This window comes from Enterobacter sp. HK-058-C-ECC, assembly GCF_047531125.1.
GTDB lineage: Bacteria > Pseudomonadota > Gammaproteobacteria > Enterobacterales > Enterobacteriaceae > Enterobacter > Enterobacter quasiroggenkampii.
This window is the reverse complement of record NZ_JBLKCH010000002.1, coordinates 599,696-617,840: the sequence shown is the minus strand read 5'-3', so window position 1 is coordinate 617,840 and position 18,145 is coordinate 599,696. Positions and strand designations below refer to the sequence as shown.

At 54.1% G+C, this 18,145-nt stretch carries 17 protein-coding genes; 9 read left to right on the top strand and 8 right to left on the bottom strand.

Annotated features, from left to right (window positions below; translation table 11 throughout):
* Both copD and ACMWJS_RS07015 read left to right on the top strand, forming a co-directional pair.
* Positions 1–870 (top strand): copper homeostasis membrane protein CopD, encoded by an 870-nt coding sequence (gene copD, locus ACMWJS_RS07020; RefSeq protein ID WP_414746847.1) that lies wholly within the window; start codon positions 1–3, stop codon positions 868–870.
* Between the two features lie 16 nt (positions 871–886).
* Positions 887–1,225 (top strand): YebY family protein, encoded by a 339-nt coding sequence (locus tag ACMWJS_RS07015; protein ID WP_414746846.1) that lies wholly within the window; start codon positions 887–889, stop codon positions 1,223–1,225.
* A 765-nt stretch (positions 1,226–1,990) separates the two neighbouring features.
* Here the strand turns inward: ACMWJS_RS07015 and ACMWJS_RS07010 are convergent.
* Entirely contained in the window at positions 1,991–2,443 is a 453-nt protein-coding gene (locus tag ACMWJS_RS07010; protein WP_414746845.1) for a DUF3828 domain-containing protein, read from the bottom strand.
* Position 2,444: 1 nt separating this feature from the next.
* The gene (locus ACMWJS_RS07005) at positions 2,445–2,804 is read right to left on the bottom strand and encodes a hypothetical protein (RefSeq protein ID WP_045908221.1); all 360 of its coding nucleotides are present in this window, start codon (positions 2,802–2,804) and stop codon (positions 2,445–2,447) included.
* Between the two features lie 503 nt (positions 2,805–3,307).
* Here ACMWJS_RS07005 and ACMWJS_RS07000 point away from each other — a divergent pair.
* A complete protein-coding gene (locus ACMWJS_RS07000; protein WP_146751426.1) occupies positions 3,308–3,562 on the top strand; it encodes a hypothetical protein in 255 nt (84 codons plus the stop codon).
* Positions 3,563–3,638: 76 nt separating this feature from the next.
* Here the strand turns inward: ACMWJS_RS07000 and ACMWJS_RS06995 are convergent, their stop codons facing one another.
* Positions 3,639–4,580 carry a VirK/YbjX family protein gene (locus ACMWJS_RS06995; RefSeq protein WP_414746844.1) on the bottom strand — a complete coding sequence of 314 codons (942 nt, stop codon included), beginning with the start codon at positions 4,578–4,580 and terminating at the stop codon, positions 3,639–3,641.
* A gap of 166 nt (positions 4,581–4,746) precedes the next feature.
* Here ACMWJS_RS06995 and pphA point away from each other — a divergent pair, with 166 nt between their 5' ends.
* Positions 4,747–5,391, top strand: coding sequence for a protein-serine/threonine phosphatase (gene pphA, locus ACMWJS_RS06990; RefSeq protein WP_126533680.1), 645 nt, complete (start codon positions 4,747–4,749; stop codon positions 5,389–5,391).
* Positions 5,392–5,425: 34 nt separating this feature from the next.
* On the opposite strand, the gene ACMWJS_RS06985 is transcribed toward pphA, so the two are convergent.
* From ACMWJS_RS06985 to yebS, 4 genes are all read right to left on the bottom strand, one after another.
* Complete coding sequence (locus tag ACMWJS_RS06985) at positions 5,426–5,665, bottom strand: YebV family protein (protein ID WP_008500472.1); 240 nt, start codon at positions 5,663–5,665, stop codon at positions 5,426–5,428.
* Between the two features lie 106 nt (positions 5,666–5,771).
* Positions 5,772–7,214 (bottom strand): 16S rRNA (cytosine(1407)-C(5))-methyltransferase RsmF, encoded by a 1,443-nt coding sequence (rsmF, locus tag ACMWJS_RS06980; RefSeq protein ID WP_414746843.1) that lies wholly within the window; start codon positions 7,212–7,214, stop codon positions 5,772–5,774.
* Between the two features lie 77 nt (positions 7,215–7,291).
* Entirely contained in the window at positions 7,292–9,925 is a 2,634-nt protein-coding gene (locus tag ACMWJS_RS06975; RefSeq protein ID WP_414746842.1) for an MlaD family protein, read from the bottom strand.
* Positions 9,894–11,177, bottom strand: coding sequence for a membrane integrity lipid transport subunit YebS (gene yebS, locus ACMWJS_RS06970; protein WP_045908227.1), 1,284 nt, complete (start codon positions 11,175–11,177; stop codon positions 9,894–9,896). Before yebS ends, ACMWJS_RS06975 begins: the two co-directional genes overlap by 32 nt.
* Before the next feature lie 132 nt (positions 11,178–11,309).
* Between yebS and ACMWJS_RS06965 the strand changes: the two genes are divergently transcribed.
* From ACMWJS_RS06965 to htpX, 4 genes are all read left to right on the top strand, one after another.
* On the top strand, positions 11,310–11,807 hold the full coding sequence (locus tag ACMWJS_RS06965) for a GAF domain-containing protein (protein ID WP_008500476.1): 498 nt from the start codon (positions 11,310–11,312) through the stop codon (positions 11,805–11,807).
* Between the two features lie 96 nt (positions 11,808–11,903).
* Positions 11,904–12,590 (top strand): RNA chaperone ProQ, encoded by a 687-nt coding sequence (gene proQ, locus ACMWJS_RS06960; RefSeq protein ID WP_014884292.1) that lies wholly within the window; start codon positions 11,904–11,906, stop codon positions 12,588–12,590.
* A 19-nt stretch (positions 12,591–12,609) separates the two neighbouring features.
* On the top strand, positions 12,610–14,658 hold the full coding sequence (gene prc / locus ACMWJS_RS06955) for a carboxy terminal-processing peptidase (protein WP_025910096.1): 2,049 nt from the start codon (positions 12,610–12,612) through the stop codon (positions 14,656–14,658).
* Positions 14,659–14,850: 192 nt separating this feature from the next.
* The gene (htpX, locus tag ACMWJS_RS06950) at positions 14,851–15,732 is read left to right on the top strand and encodes a protease HtpX (protein WP_014884290.1); all 882 of its coding nucleotides are present in this window, start codon (positions 14,851–14,853) and stop codon (positions 15,730–15,732) included.
* Positions 15,733–15,782: 50 nt separating this feature from the next.
* Here htpX and ACMWJS_RS06945 read toward each other — a convergent pair whose 3' ends face one another.
* Positions 15,783–17,156: an MFS transporter gene (locus ACMWJS_RS06945; protein ID WP_045908229.1), complete on the bottom strand. Its 1,374-nt coding sequence runs from the start codon at positions 17,154–17,156 to the stop codon at positions 15,783–15,785.
* Between the two features lie 178 nt (positions 17,157–17,334).
* Between ACMWJS_RS06945 and kdgR the strand changes: the two genes are divergently transcribed.
* Positions 17,335–18,126: a DNA-binding transcriptional regulator KdgR gene (kdgR, locus tag ACMWJS_RS06940; protein WP_023312208.1), complete on the top strand. Its 792-nt coding sequence runs from the start codon at positions 17,335–17,337 to the stop codon at positions 18,124–18,126.
* Positions 18,127–18,145 lie beyond the last annotated feature (19 nt).

The window sequence follows — 18,145 nt, the reverse complement described above, 5'->3', positions numbered from 1 at the left end:
ATGCTGGCGCTGTGTTATATCGGGTTGCGCTTTATCCATTTCGGGGCGCTGATGCTGGTTTTTGGCAACGCGCTTTACAGCGTCTGGTTTGCGCCTTCCTCTCTCCAGCGGCTGATGTCCCGGCGTTTTCAGCTGCAGCAGAAAGTGGCGGCCTTAGTGAGCCTGACGGCTGCACTCTTGATGTTTATGCTTCAGGGCGGACTGATGGGTAACGGCTGGGGAGATGTGTTTGCCCCGCAGGTCTGGTTCGGCGTGATGAGGACACAGTTTGGCGGCGTCTGGCTGTGGCAAATAATTCTTGCTGTGATGACGGTCGCTGCAGCATGGCTCGCGCCACTGAAAGGTTCGCGGCTGCTGCTGCTCGCCATGGGCCAGCTTATTCTGTTGGCGGGGGTAGGGCACGCGGCGATGAACGACGGTCCGATGGGGGCGTTGCAGCGCCTTAATCACGCGTTTCACCTGATCTGTGCCGCAGCCTGGCTGGGCGGATTACTGCCCCTGCTGTTCTGTATGCGTCTGGCGAAAGGGCGCTGGCAGAATGCCGCCATCTATACCATGATGCGCTTCTCGCGCGTGGGCCATTATGCCGTCGCGGGCGTGCTGCTCAGCGGAGCGATCAATACGCTCATGATACTGGGCGTCCATATTCCCTGGCAGGCTGACTACGTGCAGTTTTTGTTGTTCAAATGTGCGCTGGTGGCGTTGATGGTGGTAATTGCGCTGGCAAATCGGTATTTTCTGGTGCCACGGTTTCGTCCGGAGAGCGGGCGAGCACAACAGATTTTTATCAGGATGACACAGGCAGAAGTGGTGCTGGGGGGGCTGGTACTGGCAACGGTCAGTCTGTTCGCCACCTGGGAACCCTTCTGACAAGGTTAAATATCATATGAAAAAGACAGTACTTTCTCTCATATTGCTGGCCTGCACGGGGAGCGCGTTTGCCGCACCGCAGGTTATCACCGTCAGCCGTTTTGAAGTGGGTAAGGATAAATGGGCGTTCAACCGCGAAGAGGTGATGCTGACCTGCCGTCCGGGCCATGCGCTGTATGCCATCAACCCGAGCACGCTGGTGCAATACCCGTTAAATGAAACCGCCGAGCAGCAGGTGGCCAGCGGAAAAAGCAGCGGCCAGCCGATTAGCATTATTCAGAACGATGACCCGGCGAATCCGGGCCAGAAAATGAGTCTGGCCCCGTTTATCGAGCGCGCCGACAAGCTCTGCTAACTGTTCAGGTTTCCAATAAAAAACCGCAGATGCTTGCGAAAGCACTGCGGTTTTTCACATTTTATGATGCTCTGGCGCTTTTTTTCCGACCGCTTTAACTGTGGACTGGAAAACCTGGCGTCGTCATCTATTCTTAAAAGGCAAGGCGACTTAGCCTGCATTAATGCCAACTTTTAGCGCACGGCTCTCTCCCAAGAGCCATTTCCCTGGACCGAATACAGGAATCGTATTCGGTCTCTTTTTATCTGCGTTTTATTTCAGTCACTTACGGCGCTCCGTCCGAAAATGTCCTAAAATTGTCCGAACTTCAATATCCGGCATTTCTCGTTATACCATACCGTTTTTAACATTCACAATTCATTTACACGCAAATTTATCAAATCATCATGAATTCTTTTTTCCTGCTGTCCAGGTACTTTGTGGTCATTTTTTCTGACTTGTGATCGAACAGCCGCTGAACAAACTCCATCTCTTACATCCTCCCGGACAGGCTTCGGATCTCATGAAATGACGGTGGCCTGTCCATAAACTCAAGCCCTGAATAATTCCTCGCCTTTACAAACCCTTTCGTAAGACTATCCAGATTTATACTGCCGTCCTGGCTGTTTTTTCGGATCCCTGGGCTTATCAAAAAATCGCACCGGCTAACCAGGCGGCAGCAATCGCTCATTGTAGATAGCCGCAGGCCCGGTGCTGCTTTCCGGCGATACGGCAGGGGAATTTGCGAAAATGCATTGCATTAGTACCCCTGTCATAGGGTCGTTATCATTTAGTGCTTAAATTGTCTGGTACGTCCGCGCCTGCAACGGACTGTATTTTCCAGGTTCCATCCTCTTTCACCATGCAATCAATCACGGTGTGATCTTTCTTTTTGCCGAAAGAAATATAAACCTGCATGCATGCTGCATCGAAATCGAGTCCCACGGCGCTGACAACACCCCAGTCATCGTAATAATCCTGAGACTTAATGAACATATCAACATCGGGAACGTCGTATTCATTGGGATCAAGCTTATCCATGGCTTCGAGTTTGTGGATGGTGTCGCGGGTTACGTACTTACCCAGTGCGGCATAATCGGCCTCTGGCTGCTTGTCGCTCATAATCTGCGAGATGTACCATTTATTAAACTGCAACGCTGCATCCACTTCTGGTGGTAACTTCCCCACAGCTGACGCTATCAAGGGAAGTAACAAGGCTGTCAGGATAATTTTTCTCATATTAGTTATGCCTGTAAATTTCGTATGCGGGTTGTATGTCTCTGTACCCCTTTCCTGGGTACATCGAAGACTGAACAAAATCAGAATACCAGACACCGCTTCCGCTATAGATGCACGCATGGCCCCAGGGGTGTCCGGGGATAGGCTGAATAACTGCCACGTCACCTTTAATGGGTGTCCCGTAAACGAGATGGAAACCGGCAGCAATCAAATTGCTTTTCATATCCTTAGCGTAATGCGTGTTGTGAATATTCGCACCACCTGCGCGAATGGCCTTCGAGACAAATTCGGCACATCTTTTTTGACTATGAGCGCCGGCATGCTGGCGAGCATACGAAACGGCGCTATTTGCATTCCACATAATGTTTTCCTTGTCAATTGAATGAGTAACTGGAAAAAACATTACGCCAATAAGTTAGGCATTTATGTAAGGAATGGTGACTTGCGATTAACCACTATCGGTATGATTTATGGGAATAAATTAAATAATAAACCAACCTGATGCCCGCCGCTAAGTGGGATTTTTTTTATGGGCGAAATCCCATGCCCTACAAACACACTTTGTCTGAAGTGCTGATGTTCTACTGTATCAAGCCGTTCATTCCGGTCATGCAGACAATCTTTAGTATGCAGGTGCCGCGTGGCACGATTGCAATCGCCATTTCGTTACTGGGTACGCATATGGTCAATGGAATCATTAAATTTTTCGTTAAACGCAAGGCAGGGTTAGGCCTGCAGGAGATAAGTAAAAATGGGTCATGTATCCCCGCATTTCAACCTTAAAGAGTTTGCCTGTAAATGTGGCGGCGGCTTTACCGCCGTGGCGATTCACAAACAAATGAAACGGTTCCTGTGGACGTTTTGATGAGTCTTCCGGGGTTTAATGCTCACAGCGGTGCGGTATCAAAATATCCGCTGACCAACACCAGTCGCGGACATATTATTCATGCCCCGAAAGAGGCCATTTTCAACCGCAGGTCAACGCTCGATTTTCAGATGAAAAAGCCAGTCGTTGAGAAGAGGGTAAAAGAACCCGGTTCGACATGGCGCGAACTTGTGACATTAATATTCGATACGGAAATCGAACAATGTGCCTTTTTATTGCCAGAACGAACCTGACGATAATAACGTGTTCAGATTTGAAGAACGTAACAGCCCTTTCAGGGCAGTTACGTTGTCAGTCGTTATTTATGACTTAGAAGTGAGACCGAACCGACGCCTTAATTTCATCAAGCAGCTCAAAGCGACGGCGGTATTCTGCGCGTTTTTTACTGGCGATCTCTTCAAGGGATTTGCGTGCCATCTGCAGCGGCAGCTGCCAGCAGAAAGCGGAGAGTTTTTTACCGTCCAGAGATGCCCAGAATTCATCATAGCTGGCGTGGAAATGGCGGCCTTTGCTGAGGCGATAGCGCAACGCGCGGAACACGTGGCCCTCATCGCTGACGGCAAAAATCGCCCGGACAGAGGACTGTGCAGCCAGCTGGAAAAGCACTTCCATCAACACGCGCTTTGGGAACAAGCCGTGGCAGGCGCGGGTGGCCTGTTTAATCACGTCACGCGTTACGCTGCGGCGGGGACCCTGAAGTCCGCCAATGACCATGACTTGCTGACCATTGCTGCGCGCGACGCTAAAGGTCAGGCTGGCCAGCAGCGTATCCTCGTTGTCGCGAAGCCACAGCGTGCTTTCACCTTCACGCTCGGCTTTCCCCGCAGAGGACGCATTGACCGTATAGATAACACCGTCTTTTGCATGGAACTGCGCAACGGGTTGCTCCTGCGGGCTGGTCAGGGCCTGGGCGAGGCAGCTCTCTTTCAGGCTATCAATCCAGTAATAATGGCTAACGATCGCGTCGGCGCGATCGTTAGCCGTCAAACCGCGCATCAGGTACTGCCGGTGGGTTTTGCTTGGCAATGTAATTTGAGAGGCCAGCAGTTTGTCGAAATCGTCGCGACCAGAAAGCGCCTCCAGCATTCTATGGGTAGAAGACCAGAACACCAGCGAACGTAACAGGAACTTCAGGCGATATTCGCGTTTGCGCCAGATCGGTCCCGGGACGCGTTTGCCGTTCACCAGCTCGGAAATAATATTTGTGCGATGCGGATAGAAAACATCGTTATGCAGGTGCGTATTAGACACGTGAAGACCCCTCTTTTTTTCTCCCTTTATTCTAAAGAGCCAGGAAAAAGGGATTAATAGCGCGAGGATCTTTATTTCTGTTTGGTTTACCGTTTGTTTCACTTCGTGAGGACCACGCCCGCCTGTTGCATTTTCTGCGGCGGCTATACTGTTAACAGGAGGAGCTATGTATCAGCGAATTGAAGGTGGGATGTGGCGTCACGTCTGGGTTGTCAGCGATATACATGGCTGTTATCAGTGGCTTATGGAGGAGCTTAAACGCCGTCATTTTAACCCGTATGAGGATTTGCTTATTTCCGTTGGGGATATGATCGATCGTGGGCCTGATAGCGTGAAATGCCTGCAGTTAATTCATGAAAAATGGTTTCGTGCCGTCCGGGGCAACCATGAGCAAATGGCGCTCGACGGTCTGGATAATAACGATTTTTCTCTCTGGATGATGAATGGCGGAATGTGGTTTGCGCAGCTTGAACGCGACCAGCAACAGCTTGCGCTGTCGTTGCTCGAGGCCTGTCGCGATTTACCGCATATCATTGAGATAACCTGTGCGAACGGTCTGAACGTGATTGCCCATGCGGATTATCCGGCAGCGGAATACCGCTGGCAAAAACCGGTCAGTGCCCATCGCGTTTTATGGGACCGCGATCGGTTGATGGGGTTTATGGTGGGCAAAGGGCAGGGCATCAGCGGTGCGGATCATTTCTGGTTCGGACATACGCCCGTCGACAGAAGGTATGATTTTGACAATCTTCACTACATTGATACGGGCGCCGTATTTGACGGTTACTTTACGCTGGCGCAGCTGCAGTAATAAATAACCCGCCTTCGGGCGGGTTCTCTTTAGGTCAGGCAAGACGCATGACCCAGGCATCGGTTTTACTATCGTAATGCTCACGGTAAAGGACTGAGTGTTCGCCATCAAGTATTGCAGGGACGCTGGTGTCTGCATCCCATGCATCGAGCTGCATGCACAAATCCGGGTCGGATTTGCAGGGAATACTTAACGTTCGATCGCCTTGTGCTTCGCCGCGCAGCTCTGCGTCGTCGATTTCAAAAGCGCCAATACGCACGCTGGTTTTCGTCATAGTGCTCTCCGGGTCGGTTGTCAAAATCTGGTATGACCAGTGCGGCCACCCATTTTTGATCGTAGACAAGGAGAGCAAAATCGCCAGTAAAAAAATGCGCTTTTTTTCAGGCCGTGCGATCGTTACCGGTAAACAGCCGTCCATCGCGAACCAGCTCGCGCGGATAGCTGTTTTTCAGTCGTGAACCGACTTTTTTTGCCAGCCCGAGCGGGTATCCCTGATACGTCACGATCACTTCATCGCCTGATGGCGTGCTGTCAGGATAGACATCGCGACCACGGTACCACTCTTCGGCTTCCTGATGCGTCAGGGCAAAGGTATTCTCGCGTCCGGCAAGGGCGATGACGGCCTCATGCTGCCAGCGATAGCCTTTATTATGCACTTCCGCCAGGCGGACTCCGATTCGGGAAAAACGGACCTTTCCGATGAGCGGCTCGATCTCAGCCGGGAACAGCCATACCTCTTTATCACGCATCCAGAGGTGCAGGCTCTCATCCCAGGCCAGGCCAACTTTTTCGGCGGCGGCGATAAGCTGTGCTGCATCGCGCCCTTTGAGGGGGGCAAACGGGAAGTTGCCGACCTTGAATTTAGGTGCGGGCAGGGGAGCAACCGCCTGTGTTTTACGCAGACGCGCCACAAAGAAGCCTTCGCAGTCGTAAATCTGTGGGAACACATGAAGGAAACCCTCAGGGGTGGCCGCCTCCTGTGCTGAGGCAAACAGATCGTCGAGCGGCAGGAACTCGACCGCATCCGGGTATTGCGCTTTCAGCCACAAGCAGACGTCTTCGTTTTCATCGCGGTTTAAGGTGCACGTTGAATAGACCAGCGTGCCGCCAGGGCGCAGGGCATGGAATGCGCTCTCGATCAGCTCCCGCTGCGTGGCGGCGATCTCAAGGTTGCTTTCCACGGACCAGTTCTTTAACGCATCGGGATCTTTACGCACCACCCCTTCGCCGGAGCAGGGGGCGTCCAGCAGGATGGCGTCGAAGGCTTCCGGCAAGGCGGCGCCAAACACGCGCCCGTCGAAGTGCGTCAGGGCAACATTATGAATACCGCAGCGGCTGATGTTGGCATGCAATACCTTCACGCGGCTGGCGGAAAACTCGTTGGCGAGGATCGCGCCCCGATTACCCATACGGGCTGCAATTTGCGTGGTTTTTGAGCCAGGCGCCGCGGCCACATCCATCACTCGATCGGGCGAGTTGCCCTCTGCGAACAGGGCAGCCACCGGCAGCATTGAGCTGGCTTCCTGGATATAGAACAGACCGCTCAGATGTTCCGCGGTGCTTCCCAGCGGCACGGCGTCTTCGTCATCGCGCTCGATCCAGAACCCCTCTGCGCACCACGGTACCGGCGTAAGCTGCCAGCGGTACGGCGAGACCAGTGCCAGAAAATCTTCGACGCTGATTTTCAGCGTATTGACGCGAATACTGCGGCGTAACGGACGCTGGCAGGCAGCGATAAAATCGTCTAACGACAGGTGAGAAGGAAGCGCCTCGCGCATCTGCGCCAGGAATTGTTCAGGAAGAAATACGGAGTTTTGAGCCACGGGCACACCACAGGGAAAAGTTCAGGTGCGCAGTGTAGCATAAAGGCTCCGGTGCGTTGACACCGGAGCCTTGCAGTTTAACGCGGCAGGGCGGTTCCCCATTCGCGCCACTCTTTCGGTTCGCTTTCGAGCAGCAGGAAGTGTTTACCCGGCTGCGCTTTCGGTGCCAGCGGCGTTCCCGGTGGCGTGGCAAAGGCAATGCCACCGCGAATGAACTGGTTGAAGGTGCCGGTTTTCACCACGCCTCCCGTCAGGCCGAAGTCCAGCGAGTAGCCGGATGCCAGCCAGAACACCGAGTTATTACGCACCAGGTGCTGGTAGCGTTCGCTGATGCGCAACGCCACCATTACGCGGTCGGAGAGCGTACCGAGCGTCAGGCCCGTGACCGTACCTACTTCAATACCGCGGAACAGTACCGGGGTGCCGATGCTCAGCGAGCCCGCTTCCGGCACTTCCACCACGATGCTCAGGCCGCCAAGGTAGCGCGAGTCGGTGATCGTGGCTTCCTGCAGCTCGAAATCACGACGGGCATTGCCCTGGCCTGGCTCCACGTTGATGTACGGCTGCAAAATGGTGTCGAGATGCTCAACGCCTGCGGCCGAGATCTGCGGCGTGACCACCGAGAAGCGCGTACCCGTACGGGCAAAGGTCTGCACATATTCCGGGTAAAGTACGGCGGTGGCCTGTACCTCGTTACGCGAGGTGATCAGCGTCAGCTTCTGGATCTGCCCGATATCAATACCCAGATAGCGGATGGGCATGCCTTCCGCCAGCTTACCGGCGTCAAACGCGTGGAGGGTAATCTGCCCCCCCACGGCGCGGGCGGCGGTCTCGGACGGGAAGAGAATACGTTTATCGCCCTTGCGCAGATTCGCGCCCGCACCGCTGAGGTTATCGAAGCTAATCGCCCCCCGCAGCGCGCGTGACAGCGGAGAGGCCTGCACGGTCAGTCCGTTACCGTTAAGCTGAACTTTCGCGCCGCCTTCGGCCCAGAAGACGCTGTTTGGCGTCAGCAGCTTGCGGTACTCCGGCTTGATGTGCAGTTCGATATCAAAGGCGTCGGCACGCGGGCGTACGGTAATCACTTCCCCGACTTCAAACTTGCGATACAGCACCACGGAGCCCGCCTGAACGTCCGGCAGGGTCTCGGCGCTTAACGTCAGCGTGGTGGTAGGAAGATCGCTCAGGCTGTTTTCAATCGCTTTCTCCAGGTTAGCATACAGCGGGTAGCTGTCGCGCACGGGGCCTTTATCCCCAGGTAAAATGCGGATACCGCCGTTGACCCATTCGCTGGCGCTGGCACCGAGAAACTCCACGCCGTCCAGACCCACTTTCACGTCGACGCGACTGTTCACCACGAATTTACTGTCACCGTGCACCAGGTCTCTGTATTGCGGGTCGATGGCGACGGAGAATTGCACCCCCTCTGCGGAGAGCTTGCGCTCCAGCACCTGTCCCACCTGCACGCCGTGTAAAATCAACGGCTGACCGGCTTCAATCCCGTAGCTTTCAGGCGCATTCAGGGTAATCGTCACCACACCCGGTTTTTGCAACAGAGCTTTATCCGCCGGGGCAATCACGAAGCTGTTGCTGGGCTGACCTTCACCCGGGATCAGCTCAAAGGTATTGCCGGTCAACAGCGTGCTGAGGCTGGTATCGTTCAGGGAGATCTTTGGACTGCGCATTTCGATGCGCGTCTTCTCGCGCAGGAGATCGACCACGCTCGGATCGACCGTCATTTCCCCGGTGACCGACCCGCCCGGGTTGAGCGTCATTTTGGTGAGCTGGCCGACCTGCAGACCCTGATACATCAGCGGCGTTGAACCCGCTTTTAGCCCCTTAGCATCGGGCAGGGCAAGCTTGACGATCACGCCGCGCTGGCTGTGCGCCAGGTCGGCGTACAATCCGAACGTGTCATCAGCGGTGGCAGGGCTCGAGTTTTCCGGGGAGTCAAAGGCAATGGCGCCGTTCACCAGGGCGGCCAGACTTTCCAGCTTCACTTTCGCACCGCTCAGGCTGAGGTCGGCATCCACGCCGGAGACGTTCCAGAAGCGGCTGCCCTTTTTCACCAGATTGGTGAAGCGACGCTCGATCAGCACATCAATAGTGACGCCCTGTTTGTTCGGGTTAATCGAGTAATCGTACACCCGGCCCACCGGGATCTTACGGAAATAGACCAGGGAGCCACTGTTCAGGGAACCGAGGTCCGGCGCCTGGAGATGAATCATCAAATCGCCGTTATTGAGGCGATATTTGGGCTGCGTATCCAGCGCAACAAAGTGATCCTGCGGCTCGCCTTTACCCGGCATCATGCCGATATAGTTACCGCCCACGAGCGCATCCAGTCCGGAGACACCGGCCAGAGAGGCTTTGGGCGTCACCAGCCAGAACTGCGTTTCGCTGCGCAGGGCATCCTGCATGTCAGATTTGATACTGACCCGCACCTGAATCTTGTTCAGCCCTTTTCCAAGGGAGATATCCTGAACCGTACCGACCTCAACCCCCTGGAAGCGAACGGGCGTTCGTCCGGCGACGATGCCGTCGGCGGTCTGGAAATCAATGGTGACCGTACTCCCGCGATCTTCATAGCTTGTCCAGATAAGCCAGCCTGCAATCATCAGGGCGATGACGGGCAGCAACCAGAATGGCGAAATGCGGCGTTTTGTTTTAATTCTCGCTTCAGTCGGCGAAGCGGGGGTTTCCTGACTCATGTGCATCCCAAAGTAAGCGGCTATCCAGCCATTCCACAGCAAGAATAGTCAATATCACCGCAGAGCCGAAATAAAAAGCCGCGGGTCCCATTGTAAAAGCAAGTAACTGATCGCGATTGATGAGCGACATCATCAGCGAAATCACGAACAAATCTAACATTGACCAGCGGCCAATCCAGGTGACGAATCGCAGAAGCAGAATGCGTGTCCGTAAACCTTGTTCACACTTTAAGTGAATGCTGATGAGCAGGGTAATCATCACTACCACTTTGGTAAAGGGAACCAGGATACTGGCAATAAAGACGATCGCCGCCACCCCGACATTGCTGTGCGCAAGGGAGATAATCCCGGAGAGGATAGTATCCTCCTGACGTCCGCCATTCACGTAAATGATGGAAATCGGCAGCATATTGGCGGGGATCAGGAACACCAGGGAGGCGATCAGCGCGGCCCAGCATTTTTGCAGGCTGTTGTTGCGCCGCAGCCGTAATGGAATGTGGCACCGCGGGCAGCGTCCGCGCGGGTCGGGCAACCCGGTATAGTGGCATCCCAGACAGACGCGCAGATTTTCATCGGGGCGCGTGGCGGGGCGCTGAGGGTAAAAACGCTCCCAGAGCTGCTCAACGTTCAGGTGGATCAGCGTCAGGATGCTCAGCAACACCAGACAGATGAAAGCGAAGAGTCCAATGCCGGGCTGCAAAAAGGCGTAGTCCTGGACTTTTATGGACGCAACGCCCACGCCGACCAGATAAATATCCAGCATGACCCACTCTTTGAGCTTATCCAGCATCAGCAGCACCGGGCGAAGGTTCATGCCAAGAATATTGCCAAACCAGAGATAGGCAATGGCGGCAACCAGCACCAGCGGTGCGCCAACGGTGCAGAACAGCACCATGGCGGCGGTAATTGGATCGCCCTGACGGGTCATCTGCCAGATACCCTGCAGCACGTTGGCATCAATGCGCACGCCAAGCAGGTAGAGCTTCAGCAGCGGTTCGCTCCAGGCGAAGGGCATCAGCAGCAGCATGGTGACGGCCATGGCGGCGAGGCGGGTCAACGACCAGTCGCGGCCATCGCGAATTTTAGCGTCGCAGCGGGGACAGAAGGCACTTTGGTGCGATTTCATCTTCGGCAACATAAAAAGCGTATCGCACTGGGGGCAACGCTGATAATGTGCACGAGGCAAAGCTTCGCTTACCGTATGGACAGTTATCTTTCTCGTCGGCGTAATTTTGGTTGTTTTTAAGGCCATCAGCTGCGCACAAATAAGTATTGTTGAAAGTTATAATAACTCATGAACGGATTCATCTTGAGCATGAGCGCATTTAATGCTTATTTTAATAGGCTATGCGGTAATTTTGTAAGACAACTAAGTGATTGAATAATGAACAAAACAGAATTCTACGCGGATCTGAACCGCGATTTTAAGGCATTGATGGCGGGTGAGACCAGCTTCTTAGCCACTCTGGCAAATACTAGCGCATTGCTGTTTGAACGTCTCTCTGACGTAAACTGGGCGGGCTTTTACCTTCTGGAAGGTGAAACGCTGGTGCTTGGTCCGTTCCAGGGCAAGCTGGCGTGCGTGCGTATCCCGGTTGGGCGTGGCGTATGCGGCACGGCGGTGGCCGAGAATCAGGTCCAGCGTGTGGAAGACGTTCATGCGTTTGACGGACACATTGCCTGTGATGCTGCCAGTAATTCTGAAATCGTTCTGCCGCTGGTGGTCAAAAATCAGATTATTGGCGTTCTGGACATCGACAGTACGGTCTTCAGTCGCTTTACAACCGAGGACGAACAGGGGCTGCGCGAGCTGGTGGCGAATCTGGAAAACGTACTCGCAGCAACCGATTATCAAAAATTCTTTGCGAGCGTCGCAGGATAATCAACGGATAACGTAGCATTTACTGATAGCGTCATTATAATGACGCCTGTTCATGCCTGCGCTTGTTGGCAACGTCCGTTGTAATCAGGAAATTTCATGGAAAATCAACCTAAGTTGAATAGCAGTAAAGAAGTTATCGCATTTCTGGCCGAGCGTTTCCCGCAGTGCTTCAGCGCGGAAGGCGAAGCTCGTCCCCTGAAAGTCGGTATTTTTCAGGATCTGGTGGCACGTGTTGAAGGGGAAATGAACCTCAGCAAAACTCAGCTGCGTTCCGCCTTACGTCTTTATACTTCGAGCTGGCGTTACCTGTACGGTATCAAACCTGGCGCGACTCGCGTGGATCTCGACGGCAACCCTTGCGGTGAGCTGGACGAGCAGCACGTTGAGCATGCGCGCAAGCAGCTGGAAGAAGCCAAAGCACGCGTTCAGGCACAACGTGCGGAACAGCAAGCGAAAAAACGCGAAGCCGCCGCGGCAAACGGCCAGGAAGAAGCGCCTCGTCGTGAGCGTAAACCACGCCCTGCGCCGCGTCGTCACGATAATAACGATCGCAAACCGCGTGCAGACAAACCAGCAGCAAAAGCCCCACGTGCGCCTCGTGAAGAGCCGCGCCATACTCCGGTTTCTGACATTAACGCCCTGAGCGTCGGTCAGGCACTGAAGGTAAAAGCGGGCAACAATGCTATGGACGCCACCGTACTGGAAATCACCAAAGATGGCGTTCGTGTACAGCTGACTTCTGGTATGTCAATGATTGTACGCGCAGAACACTTGTTGTTCTGAAACGGAGGCCAAGCCTGGCATGAACACTTTTTTTAAGCTCACCGCGCTGGCGGGTCTGTTTGCTATAACAGGTCACGCTTTTGCAGTGGACGATATCACGCGTGTTGATCAAATTCCGGTACTCAAGGAAGAGACGCAGCACGCGACGGTGAGCGAGCGCGTGACCTCACGTTTCACCCGTTCGCACTATCGTCAGTTCGATCTCGATCAGGCCTTTTCGGCCAAAATCTTTGACCGCTATCTGAACTTGCTGGATTACAGCCATAACGTTTTGCTCGCCAGCGATGTCGAGCAGTTCGCTAAGCGAAAATCCGAGGTGGGTGACGAGTTGCGTTCAGGCAAGCTGGATCTGTTCTACGATCTCTACAACCTGTCGCAAAAGCGCCGCTTCGAACGCTATCAGTACGCGCTGAAAGTGCTGGAACGTCCAATGGACTTCACCGGCAACGACACCTTCAATCTGGACCGCAGCAAAGCGCCCTGGCCAAAAGATGAAGCTGAGCTGAATGCGCTGTGGGACGGCAAAGTTAAATACGACGAACTGAGCCTTAAGCTCACCGGCAAAGACGAAAAAGAGATCCGTGACACGCTGACGCGTCGTTACAAATTTGCCATTCGTCGCCTGGCTCAGACCAACAGTGAGGATGTCTTCTCGCTGGCCATGACGGCCTTTGCGCACGAAATCGATCCGCACACCAACTACCTCTCACCACGCAACACCGAACAGTTCAATACCGAAATGAGCCTGTCTCTGGAAGGTATCGGCGCGGTGCTGCAGATGGACGATGATTACACGGTGATCAATTCGATGGTCGCGGGTGGCCCGGCATCTAAAAGCAAAGCGATTAGCGTTGGCGATCGTATTGTGGGTGTGGGACAAACCGGCCAGAACATGGTCGACGTGATCGGCTGGCGTCTTGATGACGTGGTTGCGCTGATCAAAGGTCCGAAAGGCAGCAAGGTTCGTCTGGAAATTCTGCCAGCCGGAAAAGGCACCAAAACCCGTATCGTTACCCTGACCCGTGAGCGTATCCGTCTGGAAGACCGCGCGGTGAAAATGTCGGTGAAAACCGTGGGTAAAGAGAAGGTGGGCGTCCTGGATATTCCTGGCTTCTACGTCGGCCTGACTGACGATGTGAAAGTTCAGCTGCAGAAGCTTGAAAAGCAGAACGTCAGCAGCATCATCATCGACCTGCGCAGTAACGGCGGCGGGGCGCTGACGGAAGCGGTTTCTCTCTCTGGCCTGTTCATCCCATCTGGCCCGGTGGTTCAGGTGCGCGATAACAACGGTAAAGTGCGCGAAGATGCGGACAATGACGGTGTGGTCTACTACAAAGGTCCGCTGGTTGTGCTCGTTGACCGCTTCAGCGCTTCCGCGTCTGAGATCTTTGCCGCAGCCATGCAGGACTACGGCCGCGCGCTGATCGTCGGTGAGCCAACCTTCGGGAAAGGCACTGTTCAGCAGTACCGTTCTCTGAATCGTATTTACGATCAGATGCTGCGTCCGGAATGGCCTGCGCTGGGCTCGGTTCAGTACACCATTCAGAAATTCTACCGCGTAAATGGCGGCAGTACGCAGCGTAAGGGCGTCACGCCGGACATCATCATGCCGACTGGCACCCAGGAGACGGAAACCGGCGAGAAGTTTGAAGATAACGCGTTGCCGTGGGACAGCATCAATGCCGCGACCTACGTGAAAGCGGGTGATATGACGCAGTTTGGCCCTGAGTTGCTGAAGGCGCATAACGACCGCATCGCGAAAGATCCGGAGTTCCAGTACATCATGAAGGACATTGCGCGATTCAATGCTCTGAAGGATAAGCGGAATATTGTTTCTCTGAACTACGCTCAGCGTGAAAAAGAGAACAACGAAGACGATGCAACCCGCCTGGCGCGTATCAACGATCGCTTCAAGCGTGAAGGCAAGCCTCTGCTCAAGAAACTGGACGATCTGCCAAAAGATTACCAGGAGCCGGATCCGTATCTCGACGAGACGGTACATATCGCTCTCGACCTGGCGAATCAGGAAAAAGAGAAACCTGCCGTACAGCCCGCTCCGGCAAAATAACCTCCCAACAGGCACAAACATTGTGCCTGTTTCTTTTTGTACTTTATCCTTCCGTCAGTCAGATTTTCAATTGTGTAAAGTTGTGTCTTTCTGGTGACTTACGCCCTCAGGATGCTTGAAAATAGCCGCAATACCCATACGATGTGGGTAATCGCATAGTGCGTTTTGTTAAACTGAGGTAAAAAGAAAATTATGATGCGAATCGCGCTCTTCCTGCTCACCAACCTGGCGGTGATGGTGGTTTTCGGGCTCGTGCTAAGCCTGACAGGAATTCAGTCGAGCAGCGTTCAGGGTCTGTTGATTATGGCGCTGCTGTTTGGTTTTGGTGGCTCGTTCATCTCCCTGCTGATGTCGAAGTGGATGGCACTGAAATCGGTAGGGGGTGAGGTCATTGAGCAACCCCGTAACGATATGGAACAGTGGCTGATGAATACGGTGGCTCAGCAGTCCCGTCAGGCCGGGATCGCCATGCCGCAGGTGGCCATTTACCATGCTCCGGATATCAACGCGTTCGCCACGGGTGCCCGTCGCGATGCGTCACTGGTTGCTGTCAGCACCGGACTGCTGCAGAACATGAGCCGTGACGAAGCCGAAGCGGTTATCGCCCACGAAATCAGCCATATCGCCAACGGTGACATGGTGACCATGACCCTGATTCAGGGCGTGGTAAACACCTTCGTGATCTTTATCTCCCGTATTCTGGCGCAGATTGCCGCGGGCTTCATGGGCGGCAACCGCGACGAAGGTGAAGAGAGCAACGGCAACCCGCTGATCTATTTTGCCGTGTCGATGGTTCTGGAACTGGTATTCGGTATTCTGGCGAGCATCATCACCATGTGGTTCTCTCGTCACCGTGAATTCCACGCGGATGCCGGCTCTGCGAAGCTGGTTGGTCGTGAGAAGATGATTGCCGCGCTGCAGCGTCTGAAAACCTCCTACGAGCCGCAGGAAGCGAACAGCATGATGGCCTTCTGCATTAACGGTAAATCCAAATCGCTGAGCGAGCTGTTTATGTCTCACCCACCGCTGGATAAACGTATTGAAGCGCTGCGCAGTGGGGAATACCTGAAGTAACGCAACAAAACATAAAAAGCCGGGCGGGAGAACACTCCGCCCGGCTTTTTTTATGCCTGAACCCTGGGCTGGGTCACCCGCAGGCCACTGACGACCGCCGCGAGGGTGGCAAGGGCGCCTGCTGTGAGGAGCGCAAGGTGGTTACCGTTTTGTCCGGCAAGGTTAAACATCAGGGCGACCAGTGCCGCACCGCTGCTTTGGCCCAGCAGACGCGCGGTTCCCAGCATACCGCTTGCCCCACCGCTGCGATGCCGTGGTGCTGAGGTGATAATGGTGTGATTGTTGGGGGACTGGAACAGGCCAAACCCTGCGCCGCAGAGGATCATGCGCCAGATGATGTCCAGATCCGAAGGCGACGAGGGCAACAATGCTAACGCGAAAAGGCCTGTCGCCATCACCGCCAGCCCCAAAGCGCCCAATAAACCGGCATGAACACGTTCAATTAAATAACCTGCCAGCGGTGCCATCACCATCGTCGCCAGCGGCCAGGGGGTGAGCAGCAGCCCGGTTTCCACTTCTGAGCGGCCAACTACGCTCTGCAGAAAGAAGGGCAGGGAGACCAGAGCCAGCATCTGGGCGCAGAACGAGCAGACAGACGTGCAGATTGAGAGCGAAAAGAGGGGAATACGCAGCAGGTCAACGGGCAGCAAAGGAACTGGCAGGGTGAGCTGGCGGCGTACAAAGAAGAAGCCGATCGCCAGCAGGGCGATGAGCTCCGCGGCGGTAATCATCAGAGATTGTCCCTGCGCAAAGCCGCTCAGCGCCGTAATCAACAGGCCGAAAGTCAGGGCATTCATCACCGCACTTGCCACGTCGAAGCGTGGCATGCTGCTTTTGGGACCGTTAGCGGGAAGAAAGCGCAGGGCAAAAAAGATGGCGACGATACCCAGCGGCACGTTAATGGCGAACAGCCATTGCCATGACGCAACGGAGAGGATCGCCGCCGCAATCGTTGGCCCGGCGGCAGAAGAGACTGCGACAATAAACGAGTTTATCCCCATTCCGCGCCCCAGATGACGCTGCGGATAAATCAAGCGGATCAGCGCCGTGTTTACGCTCATGAGCGCCGCGCCGCCAAAACCCTGCGCAATACGCGCAAGCGTCAGGGTATGCAGTGAATCTGAAAGGGCACAGAGCAGGGAGGTAAAAGTGAAAACTACCAGGCCGCACTGATATACCCGGCGGTAGCCGAACATATCGCCGAGGAAAGAGAACGAGAGCAGTGACACCACAATCGCAATCTGGTAGGCGTTAACAATCCAAATCGAACTGGCGGGTGAGGCATGCAGGTCGCTGGCGATGGTTGGCAGGGCAACGTTTGCAATCGCGCCGTCAAGGACGGCCATTGAGATACCGATAATGATGGTCGCTATTGCGCCATACCGTTGGGGTAATGGCAGGCCATCAGAAAGATTTTTTTCCATCAGGAGTAAAAAGCTCAGCGTGAAATTATTCTCAGGGTAACTATTTTAGCATTGTTACAGCCGCGATATGTCGCAGATTTGTAACGAAGTAAACGCGGATTGATTGCAGGTGACATGACGGGAACTTATAATAAAAACCGGTTCTGATTTTTATAAAACACTCGCTATGAGGTGGTAAATGGCTATTGCGGATTTGGATAAACAGCCAGATTCTGTTTCTTCCGTGCTGAAGGTGTTTGGCATCTTACAGGCGCTTGGAGAAGAGCGTGAAATAGGTATTACAGAGCTGTCGCAGCGCGTGATGATGTCAAAAAGCACCGTTTATCGCTTTTTGCAAACCATGAAGTCCCTGGGATACGTTGCGCAGGAAGGCGAATCTGAAAAGTATTCTCTGACGCTTAAGCTGTTTGAATTGGGTGCGCGTGCGCTACAAAATGTTGACCTGATCCGCAGCGCTGACATTCAGATGCGTGAAATCTCTCGCCTGACCAAAGAGACCATTCATCTCGGTGCGCTGGATGAAGACAGCATCGTTTACATCCATAAAATCGACTCTATGTACAATCTGCGCATGTATTCGCGCATTGGTCGACGCAACCCGCTCTACAGTACCGCCATTGGTAAAGTTCTGCTGGCGTGGCGCGATCGCGAGGAAGTGAAGCAGATCCTTGAAGGCGTGGAATACAAGCAAAGTACCTCACGAACCATTACCAGCACGGATGCGCTGCTGACGGTGCTTGACCGCGTGCGCGAGCAGGGATATGGCGAAGATAACGAAGAGCAGGAAGAGGGGCTACGCTGCATCGGCGTTCCGGTATTTGACCGCTTTGGCGTGGTGATCGCGGGCTTGAGTATCTCCTTCCCAACCTTACGCTTCTCCGAAGAGCGTCTGCATGAGTATGTGGCTATTCTGCACACTGCGGCACGGAAAATTTCTGAACAGATGGGATATCACGACTACCCGTTTTAATCCCTGCTGGTAGAAAAAA